Genomic DNA, 16,854 nt, shown 5'->3' with positions numbered 1-16,854 from the left:
TATTTGAAGTTACATGTGGTGTAACTTCAAAGGTGTTAGGCGAAACCCAAATCTTAGGACAAGTTCGAACGAGTTTTTTGCTTGCGCAACAGGAAAGGACAACTGGGACTGTCTTTAATCATACTTTTAAAAAAGCAGTCACCCTAGGAAAGCGGGCTCACACAGAAACAGAGATTGGCAGTAGGGCTGTTTCAGTCGGTTATGCAGCTGTGGATGTAGCAAAAAAGTTCTTTGCAGGATTTCAAGACCTATCCATCCTTATTATCGGTGCCGGTGAAATGGCAGAATTGCTTCTGAAAAATATTAATAGTAATGGGAAAAATAAAATTACAATCATGAATAGAACTTTTGAGAAGGCAAAGGTATTGGCAGAACAATACGATGCTGAACCAATGCCGATAGAAGAGCTGCCAATTAAAATGATTGGAACAGATATTATCATTAGTGCTGCGTCTGCAGAGAGTTTTATCATTAACCCAAAAATGATTAACACAAGTAAGTCTCAATTATTTATAGACTTATCTGTTCCTCGAAGTATTAATCCTGATACCAATGAAATAAAGAATGTTACTCTTTACAATATTGATGATCTCCATGACATCATGAGTACTAATCTATTAGAACGGAAGAAGGCTGCAAAGAAAATCATGTCACTAATCGAGGGAGAAATGGATGAGTTTATTAATTGGGTGAATTTATTAGGTGTAGTCCCTATTATCTCTGCACTTAATAATAAGGTCTCAATGATCAAAAAAGATACAATGGCAAGCTTGTATAGGAAACTTCCAAATCTATCCGAACACGACAAAAAGGTATTAGAAAAGCACATGAATAGTATTGCGAACCAAATGTTAAAAGAGCCTTTATCCTATATTAAAGAATTAGCGGAGTACCCTGATTCAGACCAGGAGCTAAATGTAATTAGTAAGGTGTTTAATATAAAGGAATCAGTAGAAAAATATCGTGAAGATCAGACATCCCTCACAAGTTAATGCTATATAGAATCTCCAAATGGTGGCAAGTATAATATATATTTTATCTTTAATATGAGATATTTGAGGTGAAGAAAATGATTCAAACATTTCCGGCAACATCCCGCTATTCCGTAAAAAACGACTGGTTAGAGAGCAACTTGAGTTTTTCGTTTGGTGAATACTATGATGAATCCAATATCCAGTTTGGCCCGATTCGTGTTTTTAATGACGATACCATTCAAGCTGGAAAGGGGTTTGGCATCCATCCGCACAGGGAAGCAGAGATTGTATCCATTGTTTTGAAGGGGCAGCTTAAACATGAGGATAGTCTAGGTAATACGGGGATCCTACAATTTGGAAATGTTCAGCGTATGACTGCTGGAACAGGTGTCCTTCATTCTGAAATGAATGCTTCTTTGGAAGAAGAATCTAGCTTTTTACAGCTATGGTTTAAGCCTAATCAAAAACAATTACCCCCATCCTATGAAGATATTGAATATAATGTTGATGCTATGAAAAATCAGCTGTTACCTATCGTTTCTTCAAAAACTATTAATGGAGCGGCGAAAATTCATAGTGATGTTACCTTATACTTATCCAAATTAGAGGCTGGAAAAGAGATTATCTATCAACCAGAACAAGATAGAAAACTGTTTGTGTTTGTTATTGAAGGAGAACTTCTTTTGAACAATGATGTGATTGTTGGAAAAAGAGATAGCACACGAATAACAGAACAAACCGAACTTGTTTTAAAATCAACTAAAGAAACCTTCTTTTTATTGATTGATTTAGGTGGTGAGTAATATGTTATTAATTCGTCATTCGATCGGAAGCCGCCTTTTTTATCAAACAGATGACTATAAGATACAGCCAACTGGTGATAAGTGGAATGTTTATTTTTCCATTTCCGAAGAAGAGGCAAGTGAGATTATCAAATTTAAAGAGGAATTAAACTTATTTGATGTAGAGCAAAACCAAAAGACTTGGTACTATTCTTCAGATGCAAATATTGAGTATAACAAGAATCAAATAATTATTACTGCAGACCATAAAACAGTCTATCCAGTATAGAAATAACAAAGAGAGAGGAACATGAAAAATGACAAAAATCGCTATCTTACTAGGCAGTCTTAGAAAAGAATCTTTTTCAAAAAAACTAGCAGCAAATGTTGCATCTTTATTCCCTGCAGGATATGAAGCTGAAATAATAGAGATTGGGAATTTAGCTTTATATAATCAGGATTTCGATGATGAAAACAACGTTCCAGCGGAGTATACTTCATTCCGTAATAAAATGAAGGAAATTGATGCCGTTTTATTTATAACGCCAGAATATAACCGTTCTGTACCAGCTGTTTTAAAGAATGCCCTTGACGTAGGTTCTCGTCCATATGGAGCAAGCGTATGGAATGGTAAACCAGCTGCGATTATCAGCCAATCTCCTGGAAATTTAAGTGCATTTGGCGCAAATCACCATTTACGCCAATCTCTTGTTTTCTTGAATATGCCACTAGTTCAACAACCTGAAGCATATATTGGGAATGTTGCAGCTTTATTAGATGAAAATGGAAAAGTTAAAGATGAAGGTACAATTAAATTTTTACAATCCTTTGTAGATGCGTTTGTTGATTTAATTAAGAGATATCAAAGCTAAAGATAGTCAAATCTTATGGACTCAATCCAATTCCAGGGTTGGGTCTTTTTTATCAAATAGGATTTTGTGAAAAATAATAGGGTTGTTGACAAAAGTAAAGATAAGTATTAATATTATCTTGAATTCAAGATAAATAAATTTGAGGTTATTGGGGGTAAAATAATGGAGAGAACATGCACGAATTTGCCCTTTCTGATATTAATGCAAACATCAAAAGAAATTTATGATCAAATAAAAGAAGAAATGGCACAAAATAAATTAAGTATAACGGAATTTTCCGTTTTAGAGGTACTATACCAAAAAGGGAAACAAACCATTCAGCAAATTGGAAAGCGCATTTTAATCTCAAGCAGTTCAATGACCTATTGTTTAGACAAGTTAGAACAAAAAGGCTTACTGAACAGAACGGCCTGTCCAGACGATCGCCGAGCGATACATGTTTTATTAACTGATGAGGGAAATGAATTGATGAAGGAAATCATGCCTAAATATCAAGAGTTAGTTGATGGTCTTTTTGATTCACTAAATTCTGAAGAGGCAGAGACATTAGTGCATCTTTTGAAAAAGGTAAGGAATAGAGTATAAACTTAGATTTTTTTTGATAATATATCTCGATATTGAGATACTAAATTTTAGCCTAAATAGTTATAAAATAGGAGTGAAAATAAATGAATAAAAAAACAATGGGTATTCACCATATTACTGCAATCGTAGGGCATCCCCAAGAGAATATAGATTTCTATGCTGGAGTTTTGGGCTTGCGTTTAGTGAAACAAACGGTTAACTTTGATGATCCGGGCACTTACCATCTATATTTTGGCGATGAAGGCGGGAAGCCAGGTACAATTATTACTTTTTTTCCATGGGCTAATGCTTATCAAGGAAGGATTGGCGATGGTCAAGTAGGCGTTACTTCTTATGTTGTTCCTAAAGGGGCTATGAGTTTCTGGGAAGAGAGATTAGAGAAGCTTAATATTTCTTTCACTAAATCAGAACGGTTTGGTGAGCAATATCTGGAATTCGATGATCCACATGGGCTTCGCTTGGAAATTGTGGAGCGAGAAGAAGGGGAAGTCAATAATTGGACCTTTGGAGGGGTAACTCCAGAAGTAGCAATCAAAGGCTTCGGAGGTGCCATATTATTATCCGCTCAGCCAGACAAAACTGCAGAACTGTTAGAGAAAGTAATGGGACTTGAGCTTATCGGGAAAGAAGGAGACTTTATCCGCTTCCGTTCTTTAGCTGATATTGGGAATATTATTGACGTGAAAGCAACTCCGTCTGGAAGAGGACAAATGGGTGTTGGAACCGTTCATCACATCGCATGGAGAGCGAATGATGACAATGATCAATTAGAATGGCAGAAGTATGTGGCAGCAAATGGTTATGGTGTCACTCCAGTTCAGGATAGAAATTATTTTAATGCCATTTATTTTAGAGAATACGGAGAAATCTTATTTGAAATTGCAACAGATCCTCCAGGCTTCGCTCATGATGAATCGCAAGAAACAATGGGAGAGCAGTTAATGCTGCCTGTACAGTATGAACAATATAGAGAACAGCTTGAACGTAGTTTGATACCGATTAAGGTGAGAGAATTAGATTAATTAAGTGAAGGAATGATTCCTATGCTTTCCATTGATCCTAATACAAATACGGAAAGAGAAAATTATAAATTTCTAATTGGAAGCATTATTCCAAGGCCCATTGCATTTGTTACAACTTTGTCTGAAGATGGCGTTTTAAATGGTGCCCCTTTTAGTTATTTTAATATTGTATCTTCTAATCCCCCAATGATTTCTTTATCGATACAACGTTCCGCAGGGAGACAGAAGGATACTGCCAAAAACATTCTTGAGAAAAAGGAATTTGTCGTGCATATTGTCGATGAACAAAATGTTGAAAAGGTAAATAAAACGGCTGCCAGTCTGCCTCCTCATGAGAGTGAAGTGGAGTTAGCAGAATTTACACAAATCGACAGTGTGAAAATTTCTGTTCCAGGTGTTAAGCAAGCAAAAATTCGAATGGAATGTATACTCGAGCATTCCTTGGAATTGGGAGATAAAGATTTGCCTGGCTGTGATTTTATCATAGGAAAAGTGGTTCAGTTTCATATAGAAAATGATATTTATGAAAATGGAAGAATCGATTCAAAAGGGTTGGCTGCTGTAAGCCGTTTGGCGGGAAATCATTATGCGAAAATCGGAGAAATTTTTGAAATCGAAAGACCTAAATAGTAGGAGGATAACGAATGAAACATATATTTAATAAAGGAAAAGATCCGAATAAACCAACTTTTTTAATGCTTCATGGGACGGGAGGAAATGAATTAGATCTACTGCCCCTTGCCGAAATGATTGATGATGAGGCCTCTGTATTAAGTGTGAGAGGGAATGTTTTAGAAAATGGAATGCCTCGATTTTTCAGAAGATTAGCTGAAGGGGTTTTTGATGAAGAAGATCTCATTTTCCGCACAAAAGAATTAAATGAGTTTCTCGATGAAGCAGCAGAAAAATATGGTTTTGACCGAGACAATATTATTGCCATTGGCTACTCAAATGGAGCGAATATTGCAGCAAGCTTATTATTTCACTATCAACATGCTTTGAAGGCTGCCATTCTTCATCACCCTATGGTTCCCAGAAGAGGAGTAGAGCTTCCTGATTTATCCGGAAAATCTGTGTTTATTGCAGCTGGAACAAATGATCCAATTTGTTCACCAGCCGAATCTCAAGAACTTCAATCACTATTAGAAAAGGCAAATGCAAAAGTTGAACTTCATTGGGAAAATAGAGGCCATCAATTGACAGCTGAGGAAGTTAGAGCAGCTGGCAAATGGTATCTAACTTTATAATGCAGTTCATGGTTTTGGGAAGTAAGAAGATTGCAATTAATAATATAAATCAACCTATGCATTAGAATTTGGGTGGTCATGATGAACTCGGTATATCAACCTTTAATGACTGATAATATATTGGATCTTATTTGGAGTAATTCAACAGATGCTATTTTTGTTCTTAATTATGATGGATCAGTAATTGACGCCAATCCAGCCTTTCAAAACATGCTTGGCTGGAATACGGAGGAACTAAACGGTATTGCGTTTCCTCCGTTCATAGCCAATATGACAAAAGAGGAGCACCAAGCACTTATAAGCCAATTAAAAGATGGTCAGAACTTCCCTTATATGATTGTGAAAAGAAGAGATAAAGATGGTGCAATGTTGGATATTTTAGCATCCTATTGGTCTGTTAATAATAAGAGGATTCTTGCAATTGGGATGTATAAAAATTTTACGGAGCAAATGGAAATACAAAAAAAGCTTGAAGAAAGTGAATATTGTTATCGAACGCTTGTCGAATATTTACCCGATGCAATCGTAAAACAATGTAATAATAAAATAAGATTTGTAAATTCATCGGGGATGGAATTTTTCGGTGTAAACAAGTTAGAAGATATTTTAGGCTATTCCATTTGGGATTTTGTGACAAGCGAAGGAAAAGGAAAAATCCAAAAATTATTTGATGACGTTTATGATAACAATATTCGGAACAGTCCAAAAGCGATTGTCGATCATTTTGTACGACAAGATGGTAAAGAGATATGGGCAGAAGTTAAAGTAATACCAATCGGAAGAAGGGACCAGCCAGATATTCAAATTGTCTTTCGTGATGTCACCGAAAAGAAAAGATATGAATCACAATTAGAATATCTAGCCTATCATGACCCATTAACTGGATTAAAAAATCGGAGAATTTTCACAGAAATAGTTACAGAATCCATTGAATCAGCGAAAATAGCTAAGGAAAAAATCGCTATTATGTATATTGACATTGATAAGTTTAAATCAATAAACGATACCTATGGTCATGACGTTGGAGATCAATTACTTCAAGAATTTGCTAAAAGATTAAAGTCCTGTGTGCGTGAATTTGATGTTCTTTGTCGTGTAGGCGGAGATGAATTTCTTGTTTTACTGAAGGGTATCAAAGAGGTAATGGAAATTGTCAATGTTGCAGAGAATATGATTTTAGCTTTTCAAGAACCTTACAAAATGATTGGTTCAAAGCTTCATGTAACATCTAGCATAGGCATCGCTGTTTTTCCAGAGAACGGAAGGGATTGCCAGACACTAATTTATCGCGCGGATAAAGCCTTGTATCGTTCTAAAGAAAAAAGAAATCAGTATATGTTTGATGGGATTTCTTCCGGAATTCTCAATAAAATAACATCCAATTAATGGGTGTTGTTTTATTTTTAGGGTGGTCACAATTGTGTCCGCTTTTTTTTTCGTTATAAATTGATTCATGTAAAAATGGGAATGTTAACTTGTGTAAATACATTATTTAAATAAAATATATAGTCTTTTCAACAAAAGGTTATCGAATCCAAAAATGTGTCTTATTAAAAAATTAGTTTTTCCATATAAGGGAGTTGAATAATTTGATTTCTAAACGCACAAGAAATTGGATTCTAGCTTTACTTTTTATCGGTTGGTCTTTAGGCAACCTGGATCGTTATATTATGAATTATGCTGTGTTGTCCATTACGGAAGACCTGAATTTGAGCGCATCTTCAACCGGACTCTTACTCAGCAGCTTTTTTGCTGGATATGCGATTATGCAAATGCCTGGGGGATGGCTAGCAGACCGATTTGGGCCTAGAAAAGTTCTCATTACCGCAGTTATTTTGTGGTCGATCTTTACTGGATTGACGGGTGCAGCTTGGTCCTTAGCCTCTATGGTTGTAATCCGTTTTCTATTTGGTATTGGAGAGGGTGGCTTCCAGCCTGCTAGCTCAAAAATTATATCCATTACGTTTCCGAAAGCAGAACGTGCTCGGGCGATGTCAGTAATGCTGTCTTCGAGCGGGATTATTGCGCTTATTATCCCGATCGCATCTGCCGGTCTGCTTACAACGATAGGCTGGCGCACAACATTTATCATATTTGGAATCGCAGGTGCTATTATTGCAGCTCTTTATTGGCACTATATAAAACTTCCTGAAAGCAATTCAGAAGATAAAATGAATCAAACTGCTGTCTCGAATCAAAAGGGTATTTTTAGATCGCTGTTTAAAACACCTATGATATGGAATTTGATTATCGCCTATTTTTGTATTTATGCAGTTAACTGGGGGCTTGCAGCATGGATCCCGACTTATTTAGTGAAAACGCGCGGTCTTGATTTAATTTCTCTTGGCTGGGTTCAGACGATACCAGGAGTAACATTGTTAGGAGGGATTTATTTAGGCGGTTATATCATCGATAAGCTCCCAAAAGGCCGAGAAAGATTGGCAGGAAGTCTTTCATGTGCCTTTATTGGAATACTGCTCTATTTAATGTTCACAGCCTCAAGTGTTGCATCATTTATTACGTATCAAACGATTGTTAATTTGTTTATTGCCTTTGTGATTATCCTATTGCCAGCAATTATACTAAAACAATTGCCTTCTTTAGTTACTGGTACAGCTATGGGAATTGCAAATACAGGTGGTCAACTAGCTGGTTTTGTCACACCAATGGCTATAGGGTTTATCGTTGATGCATTTAATGGTTCCTTTCATGCTGCATTTTGGATGTTAATTGGATTCTCCATAGTCTGTATCGTAACACTTTTAACGATAAGTGATAAAAAAGGGGAACTGCTCAAACAAAATGAGGCCGAGCAATAGAGGTGTGATCAATAAGGAGGTCTTTCTCATGGAATTACATACACTCATTTCTGATCTTATCGAACAAAAAAGTGAGAAAATTATTGAGTTAAGCGATAAAATTTGGAATTGCCCGGAAATCTACTTCGAAGAACATCAATCATCTGAATACATATGTAAGGCGTTGGAAGATGAAGGGTTTCAGGTTGAGAGAGAGGTTGCCGGACTGCAGACAGGGTTTATTGGAAGCTATGGGGATGGTAAACCAATCGTAGCTATTTTAGGAGAATTTGATGCTTTATCAGGCTTGAGCCAGAAAAGGGGCCTTACTGAACATGAACCTGTTATTGCAGGCGGTCATGGGCATGGATGCGGTCATAACTTGCTAGGAGCCGGGGCTTTTGCTGCTGCAGTTGCCATTAAAGATTATATGGAGCAAACAGGCTTACTGGGAACGGTTCGGTATTATGGTTGTCCTGCTGAAGAAAGCGGATCTGGAAAAGCGTTTATGACTCGTGCTGGATTGTTTGATGGCGTTGATCTGGCGCTTTCCTGGCATCCATTCACAAAACCTAGCATTATGAATGTCAGCAGTCTTGCCAATTACTCAGTGACTTTTAAATTTAATGGAAAGAGTGCGCATGCTGCGGCTGCTCCTCACTTAGGCCGAAGTGCACTAGACGCAGTAGAATTGATGAACGTTGGTGTCAATTATTTAAGGGAGCATATGGTTTCGGAAGCGAGAGTGCATTATGCGATTACGGATACAGGTGGAGCTTCCCCGAATGTCGTACAACCTCATGCGGAAGTTATCTATTTAATCCGCGCACCGAAAAAGCGGCAAGTAAAGGATTTATACGAACGTGTTTACAATATTGCTAAAGGTGCAGCCCTGATGACTGAAACAACGATGGGAGTCGAGTTTGAAGGTACTGCATCGAATTTAATACCGAATACTACATTAGCAAATGTGATGTATAAACATTTAACTGCAGTTGGTGTTCCTTCTTATGATGAATTTGACCAGCAGCTCGCTCAAGAAATTCGAGCTACTTTTTCTCAAGAAGAACTTGATGCTGACCTTGCAGGTTTGGATAAAGAAACCCTTAAGATATTGAAAGATAAAAATATTGCAGATGTTATTCCGCCTCTCGGAAAAGAGGGGGCATTATCTGGGTCCACCGATGTTGGCGATGTTAGTTGGGCAGTGCCAACGATGCAATGTATGACAGCATGTTGGGCGCTCGGAACACCTTTTCATACTTGGCAAGTCGTATCACAAGGTGCCATGCCTATTGGCTACAAAGGCATGCTGCAAGCAGGTAAAGTTATCGCTTGCACGGCGATCGATGCCATTCAAAATCCAGAAATCATTGAAAAAGCGAAGTCAGAATGGAAAGAACGTTTGGAGGGGGAATCATATGTTTCATTAATTCCTGAAAATATGGTGCCGCCTCGAAAAGCAGCCAAATAAAATAAGTTTATTAAATTGGTTTATGATGAGAATTTACTTAATTCTCATCATTTATTTTGCTTCTGCAGAAAGGAAAGATGGAACATGACTGTAGCAACAGAGAATCCAGTGTCCTTTAATCTCTAGAAAAAAAGAATGGAACAACAGTCCTCTTATGCAAAAAAAAAGAACTTCTTTGTTAGCATTAAAGAAAATTCACTTCAAGTGAAAACTAGATCCAAAGTGTCCGTCATTGGTGTTATGACGGACATTTCAAGCGGTAATGCGAGTCGAAGTGTCCGTAAATGTAAGCAGACGACTTATTTTACTGAAAATATAAGTTTTAGCACGATAATGTGAGGAAAATGAAATTTTGGGAACCATTGGATCGCATGGGACGTATATAAAAGTAGAAAAAACGGCTCTTGTCACTCTTTGGGCCATCATGAAGATTCAGCGATTTAGAGGAGTGCCAGGGTACATAAAGAGAGGCAGGGAAACAATGTCTAGCGAATCAGTATTAGGAAAAGATCGAATTGTCACTTTAGATGTTATAAGAGGGTTTGCCATACTAGGTATATTTTTAGTGAATATGCCGTCTTTTACAGGAAGCGAATTTATGGTCTATACAGGCGTGGATAAAACCATTCGAATGCTGTTTGATATGTTTATCCAAACGAAATTCTATACCATCTTTTCTTTTTTATTTGGACTTGGATTTTATATTTTTATGACACGAGCGGAAGCAAGAGGGGAAAAAGTATTCCGTCTATTTTCTAAAAGGCTGCTTGCTTTGCTATTATTCGGTATTTTGCATCTAGTATTTCTTTGGGAAGGCGATATTCTGCATTCTTATGCGTTAATAGGATTCTTTCTATTATTGTTCTATCATCGGAAGGCAAAAACGGTACTTATTTGGGGACTCATCCTTATTTTTCTATTCCAATTTATAACTGGGGCATCAGCATTATTAGCGTATATTGGCGAACAATTTGACGAATCGTTAAATATTTCGGGACAGCTGCAAATGGAAAGGATGGAAGAGGGAGAAAAGAAGATTGAGGCCTATACAAGTCTATCGTACCCTGAGTTGTTGAAATGGCGTGTTCCTAATGAATTAAAAGAAATAATAATGAATGAACCTTTTGTTATTCCTGATATACTTGGGATGTTTTTACTTGGTCTGTATGCAGGTAAAATCAACTTATTCCGCAGGGTTGCTGAATTGAAGCGTAGACTCCGTATTATACAGTTAATTACGCTTTTGCTCAGTATTCCTCCGCTGGCTGCTATTGTTTTCAGTTACTCCAAGCTAGAAGAAGTAGTATTTATGCACAGTCTAGGAAACTATTTTTACCTTCATTTTAGCGGATTTACTTTATCCATCTTCTATATTGTAACGATTGCACTTCTGTTGGAAAAGCAAATCTGGCAGCGTCTATTAAATCCGTTTCGCTATGTCGGCCAAATGGCGTTAACAAATTATTTATTCCAGACTTTTTTTGGTGTCATTGTATTTTATGGATTTGGTTTGTTCGGACAAATATCGTTATCGATGGGACTCCTATATTCACTTATCTTTTATTGTGTACAACTCATCTTTAGCCATCTTTGGTTAAAAAAGTTCCGGTTTGGTCCTTTCGAATGGTTGTGGCGAGTTATGACGTATGGAAAAGCACAACAATTTAAGAGGGATGTAAGTAATTAGCTGAAACAGTGATTATTGTTGATTTAGCCATATGTGTGCATGTGAACGTTTTTTTTCGAGAACATGTGCGCATATGGCTATTTGCAAGTTGTTTGAATAGTAGTGTTCTAGTTATTTTATACTTTCATCTCCTTTAGTAAAACTTGTTTTTTAGACGTAGAGTTTGCAATCAAAACGCCAGCCAAAATGAGCAAAGCACCAAAATAACCTTGCATCCCCATATTTTCATGCAGGAAGATGAATGCAAATATGGCTGCAAAAATCGGTTCAAGCGAAAAGAGAAAACCAGTGCTTTCAGGAGTTGTGTATTTTTGAGCAATGGATTGCATGACAAAGCCAAAAGCAGAGCAAATGAGCGCCAGGCCAAGTATTGCTAACCAATCGATCATTCCAGTCGGTAAAATAGGCGTTTCGAATATAAAAACTCCAATGGTTGCATAAAGGCAAGTAAATCCGAGCTGATAAATGCCGAGCTGAAGGGTGTCTACCTCTCGAGCAAAGAGGTTTGTTAAAATAATGTGGACCGCATACAGGAAGGCGGCAATCAAACAATAAAGCGAGCCCAGCGCAAAAGTAAAACCATCTTCAATCGTAACTAGAGCTAAGCCAATAGAAACGATTATTACTCCATAGACAATTTTTTTTCGAGGCAAATTTCGTGTGATGAAGGTCTGCAAAATGGGCACTAAAATAACGGTTGTACTTGTCAAAAAACCCGCTGAAGAAGCGGTCGTACTCTTCATGCCATACAAAAGAGCTACGAAAATACCACATAGCAGAGCTCCGACAATTGCACTGTATGTCAATACTTTAATATCTGCACGAATTATTTTTTTATAAAATATCGCCATCATAACGATAAATGCAATGCCAAAACGTAAGGCAATAATTGAAAATGCAGATATGGAATCCACACTAATTTTCATAAAAATATAAGATGTTCCCCACGCCATTGATACAGTAGCTAAAATCCAGTTAGCTTGTTTTTGTGTCATCATCGTAAGTACCTTTCAAGTATTTATTTTAAGATTGGCTATATCGTATCACCTGCATTTACATTAGTAAAACGAATATTTATAATACAAGTATTAATGATTCTAATGCAAGGAGTAGTGAGTATGAATACGTATTATGCTTTTATCAAAGCTATAGAAACAGGCAGTTTTACTAAAGCGGCAGAAGAGCTAGGCTATACCCAATCCGCTATTAGCCAAATGGTACATTCATTGGAGGAAGAACTTTCTACTATTCTAATTTTACGTTCTCGATCGGGTATAACTCTGACGCCTGATGGTGAGGAGTTTTTGCCGTATATTAGGAATATTTGTAACTCGCACAGGGAGCTGCAGGAAAAGCAAAAAGAAATGGAAGGGCTGGAAAGCGGGCTTATTCGAATTGGCACATTTTCTAGTGTTGCATGTCAGTGGCTGCCGGGATTGATAAAGGATTTCAAAAAACAGTATCCAGCTGTTTATTTCGAATTACTTCAAGGTGATTATACGGATATCGCTAATTGGATCAAAGATGGAAGTGCAGACTTTGGCTTTGTGAATCCGAAGGCAGTATCGAATTTAACTACTATTGATTTGCAAGAAGATGAAATGCTTGCTGTATTGCCAACAGAACACCCTTTAGCTGCTCACAATAATGTAACATTGAAAGAATTAACGAATGGACCTTATATCCTTTTAGATGAGGGAGAAATAAGTGAGCCATTAACTGTTTTTAAACAAAACAACTTTGAACCTAATATACAATACCGTGTACATGATGATTATTCCATTATGTCCATGGTTGAACAAGGCCTAGGTATCTCCATTTTACCGAAGCTTGTCTTAGAGAGATGCCCGTATAATATTATTACGAAATCAATCTCCCCCACTTTTGCTCGTACCATTAGTCTGGCATACAAGGACAAAAGGGTACTGCCAATAGCAAGCAGATATTTTATTGACTTTATTATTGGAAAATACACTACCCAGTAATTAATTAGGCTTTACAAACTAGAACTAACATGTTATTTTATATTCAACGTTGACTATTCAACATTAATTAACAAGGAGGTAATAACATGATTAATAAAATTATTGAAAAGGGATATTTTAAGGGGTTACAAGAAAAGATTGGAAAAGAGAAGTCAAAGGAAGCGCACGATTTGTATCTAACTGTTCTTGAAGAAAATAAGAGTTGGGCAACGGATAAACCTACTGAACTCAACTTAATTTTTACCTCAACGGTACTTGCTTCGTATAGAGTATTGAAGAAGTATCATTTTGAGAATTGGGAAGAAATTATCCGCTATTGTTTAATAGAAAGAACAAAAAGTAAGCAGCAATTTTTTATGAAATTGTATTTGCTTTTGGATCGTAAGCCTTTTAAACGAATTGTGAAAATATCTAAACTTAAACAAATAAAGCATTATGGAGATCATCATTTTACTCACCATATCGAAAAAGATACAGAACAGTCCTATCATTTGCATATAAAGAAATGCTTCTACTTTGACTTTTTCCGCTCAAATAATGCCATTGAGGTAATGCCTATTTTTTGCAGTATGGATGATATTTGGGGAGACCTTCTCCATTCTAAAAAGCATGGTGTGACGTTTTCGCGACCGAAGCTACTGTCTAAGGGAGATTCGTACTGCTTTTTCAAATTTGATCAAATAGATGAATAAATTGCGCTTCTCTTTACATCACTATTGAATAGTGTTATATTTTTACCACAATACTTAACGTTGAATATTTAATGTTGGAGTGGTGGTTATGACACGACTAATGGTACTTGGATTACTAAGGATTAAACCTATGTCAGGCTATGAGATGCAACAACTTTTACAAGTGAGTGCAGTGGACGAATGGGCTGGAATTCTCCCAGGTTCAATTTATCACGCCTTAAAGAAAATGGATAAGGAAGGACTCGTCAAAGTAACTAAAGTTGAAACAACAGGTCATCGTTCGAAAGCTATTTATGAAATAACGGATGATGGAGAACAAGAATATAAGAAGCTTTTAGTGGAATCTTTTCGTGAGACTTCCGTTTTTCTGCCGGTCCATTTATATACGGGACTATCTATGCTAAATTTGCCGAATCACCAGGCAGAACCAGATTTGATTGCTGAAGCAATAGCAGCACAAATTGAAGAGCTCTCCTCAAAGATGGATAAACTTGAAGCAGGGCAAACGACAAAGTCTCAGTTTATTGAAGTGAGTGAATTAACGAAGATCACTTTTCAAAATATGCTAGATCATTACAAACTCCAAATAGACTTTTTAAATAAAATATTGAAGGCAATGAGGAACAGCAAGGATTAGGAGGAAGGAGCTCTGTCCAATAATCTGGGAAAAGGGTACGCCAAGAACAGAGTTTCCTGCTCTTAACCGTTACGGTCGGATTCATCACGCAATTCGGTAATCCCGTCAATCTTTTTATCTTTGACCAGCAGAAATGCAGGATCTGACATTTCAAGTAAAGTTGGCACTCAAACATCTAAGCGGTTGACAATTCATAAAATACCATTTAAAGTGGAATTAAATTACAAGCAACGGAAGGGTGAACCAACTCAATGAAGTTCTAATCCTATTTACGAAAGCAAACAATTGAAGGGTATTTTTTTAGCGGATCTTATCTGCTTATTTCTGTTCCCCTCAATTGTCGTTTTTCAGAATAGGATTGGATTTCTATAGTGGACCCGGAAGAGTAATGGCTTCTGTATACTCTTTTTGACGTGCATCTATAAGTTTGCCAATGCCTCCTATTCTGAATGAAATAGGAGGCATTTTGTGTCTCCAGACTTTGTTCATAAGGAGATGTTAATATGCTTTTATTAGAAGCTCTTAATTTAAAGTACTTTGTACAGGATCGTTTATTAATAGATATTGAGCAATTGCAAATTCATCAGAACGATCGAATCGGATTAGTTGGCCGGAATGGAAGTGGTAAAACGACCTTACTGAAAATTCTAGCTGGAAAGATATCTTCGGAGGAAGGGACTGTCCATCATTATTCGCAATGTGAACTGATCCCACAGTTAAAACGAACAGATACAACGAAAAGCGGCGGGGAAGTAACTCAAGCATATATTAAGGAAGCCTTTCTTAAAGACCCAGATCTTTTAATTGCGGATGAACCAACGACAAATTTGGATACAGATCATATTGAATGGGTAGAAAAGAAACTAATTCAATGGCGAGGCGCATTTATCATTGTTTCGCATGACCGCGCATTTCTAGATGCTCTTTGCACAAAGATTTGGGAAGTCGATGGAGGAAAAATAAAAGAATATAGCGGTAATTATAGCGATTATGTGGCGGAAAAAGAATTAGAGCAACAACAGGAGAAATTAGCATACGAAAAATATGAAAAAAAGAAGAAACAATTAGAAGAGGCCCTACTCTTAAAAGAGAAAAAGGCTGATAAAGCAACAAAGGCTCCGAAAAAGGTAAGTAAATCAGAAGCAAGAATTACTGGTGCAAAGCCATACTTTGCGAAAAAACAAAAGAAGCTGCAAAAAACAGCGAAAGCCATTGAAACAAGATTAGAAAAACTAGAAAAGGTAGAAAAAGTGAAGGAACGCCCACCACTTAAAATGAACCTGCCTAATGCAGAAGCGATCAAAGACCGGATTATCTTACGAGCACAAGATGTGTCAGGCGTTATCGGCGAACGTGTTCTTTGGAATCAAACAAGTTTTTATGTTCGTGGAGGCGAAAAAGTAGCAATCATTGGTCCAAACGGGTGTGGAAAAACAACCTTAGTTAAAAAACTTATCAATCTAGATAATGGCATTACTCCTTCTCCATCTGTGAAAATAGGGTACTTTAGCCAAAATTTAAATATTATAGACGCAGAAAGGTCAATTTTAGAGAATGTCCAGTCGACTTCAAAACAGGATGAAACACTCATTCGAACGGTCCTTGCAAGAATTCATTTCTTTAGAGACGATGTGTATAAACATGTAGATGTTTTAAGTGGCGGTGAGCGGGTAAAAGTTGCGCTGGCCAAGTTATTTTTAAGTGATATTAATACGTTAATTTTAGATGAACCAACTAATTTTCTTGATACAGAAGCCGTAGAAGCATTGGAATCTCTCCTAAAAGAGTATGAAGGGACGATCATTTTCGTTTCCCATGACCGGCGATTTATCGAAAATCTTGCAACACGAATTTTAGCGATCCGAGATGAGAAGGTTGAATTGTTCGAAGGAACCTATCAACAGTATCTACATGATGAACCTCAAAAATTTCGAAATGTCGAAGAAGATCAGCGGCTCGTGCTCGAAACGAGAATTTCTGAAGTATTAAGTCGCTTAAGCATCGAGCCATCGGAAGAATTAGAAATGGAGTTTCAAAAACATTTAAAAGAAAAACAGAATTTAAACTAGGAAAAAGGGGTTAGGTTCCTCGTCTCGCTA

General features: G+C 37.0%; 17 protein-coding genes. 16 read left to right on the top strand and 1 reads right to left on the bottom strand.

The window, feature by feature from the left end; translation table 11 throughout:
• The 12 genes from hemA to V7149_RS07205 all read left to right on the top strand — a co-directional run.
• Positions 1-992: glutamyl-tRNA reductase (gene hemA / locus V7149_RS07260; RefSeq protein WP_335344978.1), on the top strand; the 992-nt coding region annotated here is incomplete at its 5' end.
• Between the two features lie 77 nt (positions 993-1,069).
• Positions 1,070-1,777 carry a pirin family protein gene (locus tag V7149_RS07255; RefSeq protein ID WP_335344977.1) on the top strand — a complete coding sequence of 236 codons (708 nt, stop codon included), beginning with the start codon at positions 1,070-1,072 and terminating at the stop codon, positions 1,775-1,777.
• Position 1,778: 1 nt separating this feature from the next.
• Positions 1,779-2,045 carry a hypothetical protein gene (locus V7149_RS07250; protein ID WP_335344976.1) on the top strand — a complete coding sequence of 89 codons (267 nt, stop codon included), beginning with the start codon at positions 1,779-1,781 and terminating at the stop codon, positions 2,043-2,045.
• Positions 2,046-2,073: 28 nt separating this feature from the next.
• Entirely contained in the window at positions 2,074-2,628 is a 555-nt protein-coding gene (locus V7149_RS07245; RefSeq protein ID WP_335344975.1) for an NADPH-dependent FMN reductase, read from the top strand.
• 162 nt (positions 2,629-2,790) lie between these two features.
• On the top strand, positions 2,791-3,213 hold the full coding sequence (locus V7149_RS07240; protein ID WP_335344974.1) for a MarR family winged helix-turn-helix transcriptional regulator: 423 nt from the start codon (positions 2,791-2,793) through the stop codon (positions 3,211-3,213).
• Positions 3,214-3,296: 83 nt separating this feature from the next.
• Positions 3,297-4,235 carry a ring-cleaving dioxygenase gene (locus V7149_RS07235; protein WP_335344973.1) on the top strand — a complete coding sequence of 313 codons (939 nt, stop codon included), beginning with the start codon at positions 3,297-3,299 and terminating at the stop codon, positions 4,233-4,235.
• Between the two features lie 21 nt (positions 4,236-4,256).
• A complete protein-coding gene (locus tag V7149_RS07230; RefSeq protein WP_335344972.1) occupies positions 4,257-4,865 on the top strand; it encodes a flavin reductase family protein in 609 nt (202 codons plus the stop codon).
• A gap of 14 nt (positions 4,866-4,879) precedes the next feature.
• Positions 4,880-5,482, top strand: a complete 603-nt coding sequence (locus V7149_RS07225; RefSeq protein WP_335344971.1) for an alpha/beta hydrolase — start codon at positions 4,880-4,882, stop codon at positions 5,480-5,482.
• A gap of 78 nt (positions 5,483-5,560) precedes the next feature.
• The gene (locus tag V7149_RS07220; RefSeq protein ID WP_335344970.1) at positions 5,561-6,868 is read left to right on the top strand and encodes a sensor domain-containing diguanylate cyclase; all 1,308 of its coding nucleotides are present in this window, start codon (positions 5,561-5,563) and stop codon (positions 6,866-6,868) included.
• Between the two features lie 203 nt (positions 6,869-7,071).
• Positions 7,072-8,301 carry an MFS transporter gene (locus V7149_RS07215; RefSeq protein WP_335344969.1) on the top strand — a complete coding sequence of 410 codons (1,230 nt, stop codon included), beginning with the start codon at positions 7,072-7,074 and terminating at the stop codon, positions 8,299-8,301.
• 28 nt (positions 8,302-8,329) lie between these two features.
• On the top strand, positions 8,330-9,754 hold the full coding sequence (locus V7149_RS07210; RefSeq protein ID WP_335344968.1) for a M20 family metallopeptidase: 1,425 nt from the start codon (positions 8,330-8,332) through the stop codon (positions 9,752-9,754).
• A 481-nt stretch (positions 9,755-10,235) separates the two neighbouring features.
• Entirely contained in the window at positions 10,236-11,441 is a 1,206-nt protein-coding gene (locus V7149_RS07205) for a DUF418 domain-containing protein (RefSeq protein ID WP_438824094.1), read from the top strand.
• Positions 11,442-11,557: 116 nt separating this feature from the next.
• Here the strand turns inward: V7149_RS07205 and V7149_RS07200 are convergent, their stop codons facing one another.
• The gene (locus V7149_RS07200; RefSeq protein ID WP_335344966.1) at positions 11,558-12,439 is read right to left on the bottom strand and encodes a DMT family transporter; all 882 of its coding nucleotides are present in this window, start codon (positions 12,437-12,439) and stop codon (positions 11,558-11,560) included.
• A 120-nt stretch (positions 12,440-12,559) separates the two neighbouring features.
• Between V7149_RS07200 and V7149_RS07195 the strand changes: the two genes are divergently transcribed.
• The 4 genes from V7149_RS07195 to V7149_RS07180 all read left to right on the top strand — a co-directional run bounded on the left by V7149_RS07195 (position 12,560) and on the right by V7149_RS07180 (position 16,824).
• Complete coding sequence (locus V7149_RS07195) at positions 12,560-13,426, top strand: LysR family transcriptional regulator (RefSeq protein ID WP_335344965.1); 867 nt, start codon at positions 12,560-12,562, stop codon at positions 13,424-13,426.
• A gap of 86 nt (positions 13,427-13,512) precedes the next feature.
• Positions 13,513-14,118, top strand: coding sequence for an L-2-amino-thiazoline-4-carboxylic acid hydrolase (locus V7149_RS07190; RefSeq protein WP_335344964.1), 606 nt, complete (start codon positions 13,513-13,515; stop codon positions 14,116-14,118).
• 88 nt (positions 14,119-14,206) lie between these two features.
• Positions 14,207-14,755 carry a PadR family transcriptional regulator gene (locus tag V7149_RS07185; RefSeq protein WP_335344963.1) on the top strand — a complete coding sequence of 183 codons (549 nt, stop codon included), beginning with the start codon at positions 14,207-14,209 and terminating at the stop codon, positions 14,753-14,755.
• A 503-nt stretch (positions 14,756-15,258) separates the two neighbouring features.
• Positions 15,259-16,824, top strand: coding sequence for a Vga family ABC-F type ribosomal protection protein (locus tag V7149_RS07180; protein ID WP_335344962.1), 1,566 nt, complete (start codon positions 15,259-15,261; stop codon positions 16,822-16,824).
• The last annotated feature ends 30 nt before the right edge of the window (positions 16,825-16,854 follow it).

It is taken from the genome of Bacillus sp. JJ1503 (assembly GCF_036965125.1).
In the GTDB taxonomy this organism is placed as follows: Bacteria; Bacillota; Bacilli; order Bacillales; family Cytobacillaceae; genus Cytobacillus.
This window is presented reverse-complemented; position numbering and strand designations above follow the sequence as displayed.

Bases quoted from the DNA above. Each gene is read 5' to 3' on its own strand.
- V7149_RS07255 (WP_335344977.1), top strand. From the start codon at position 1,070: ATGATTCAAACATTTCCGGCAACATCCCGCTATTCCGTAAAAAACGAC.
- V7149_RS07250 (WP_335344976.1), top strand. From the start codon at position 1,779: ATGTTATTAATTCGTCATTCGATCGGAAGCCGCCTTTTTTATCAAACA.
- V7149_RS07245 (WP_335344975.1), top strand. From the start codon at position 2,074: ATGACAAAAATCGCTATCTTACTAGGCAGTCTTAGAAAAGAATCTTTT.
- V7149_RS07240 (WP_335344974.1), top strand. From the start codon at position 2,791: ATGGAGAGAACATGCACGAATTTGCCCTTTCTGATATTAATGCAAACA.
- V7149_RS07235 (WP_335344973.1), top strand. From the start codon at position 3,297: ATGAATAAAAAAACAATGGGTATTCACCATATTACTGCAATCGTAGGG.
- V7149_RS07230 (WP_335344972.1), top strand. From the start codon at position 4,257: ATGCTTTCCATTGATCCTAATACAAATACGGAAAGAGAAAATTATAAA.
- V7149_RS07225 (WP_335344971.1), top strand. From the start codon at position 4,880: ATGAAACATATATTTAATAAAGGAAAAGATCCGAATAAACCAACTTTT.
- V7149_RS07220 (WP_335344970.1), top strand. From the start codon at position 5,561: ATGATGAACTCGGTATATCAACCTTTAATGACTGATAATATATTGGAT.
- V7149_RS07210 (WP_335344968.1), top strand. From the start codon at position 8,330: ATGGAATTACATACACTCATTTCTGATCTTATCGAACAAAAAAGTGAG.
- V7149_RS07205 (WP_438824094.1), top strand. From the start codon at position 10,236: ATGTCTAGCGAATCAGTATTAGGAAAAGATCGAATTGTCACTTTAGAT.
- V7149_RS07200 (WP_335344966.1), bottom strand. From the start codon at position 12,439: ATGATGACACAAAAACAAGCTAACTGGATTTTAGCTACTGTATCAATG.
- V7149_RS07195 (WP_335344965.1), top strand. From the start codon at position 12,560: ATGAATACGTATTATGCTTTTATCAAAGCTATAGAAACAGGCAGTTTT.
- V7149_RS07190 (WP_335344964.1), top strand. From the start codon at position 13,513: ATGATTAATAAAATTATTGAAAAGGGATATTTTAAGGGGTTACAAGAA.
- V7149_RS07185 (WP_335344963.1), top strand. From the start codon at position 14,207: ATGACACGACTAATGGTACTTGGATTACTAAGGATTAAACCTATGTCA.
- V7149_RS07180 (WP_335344962.1), top strand. From the start codon at position 15,259: ATGCTTTTATTAGAAGCTCTTAATTTAAAGTACTTTGTACAGGATCGT.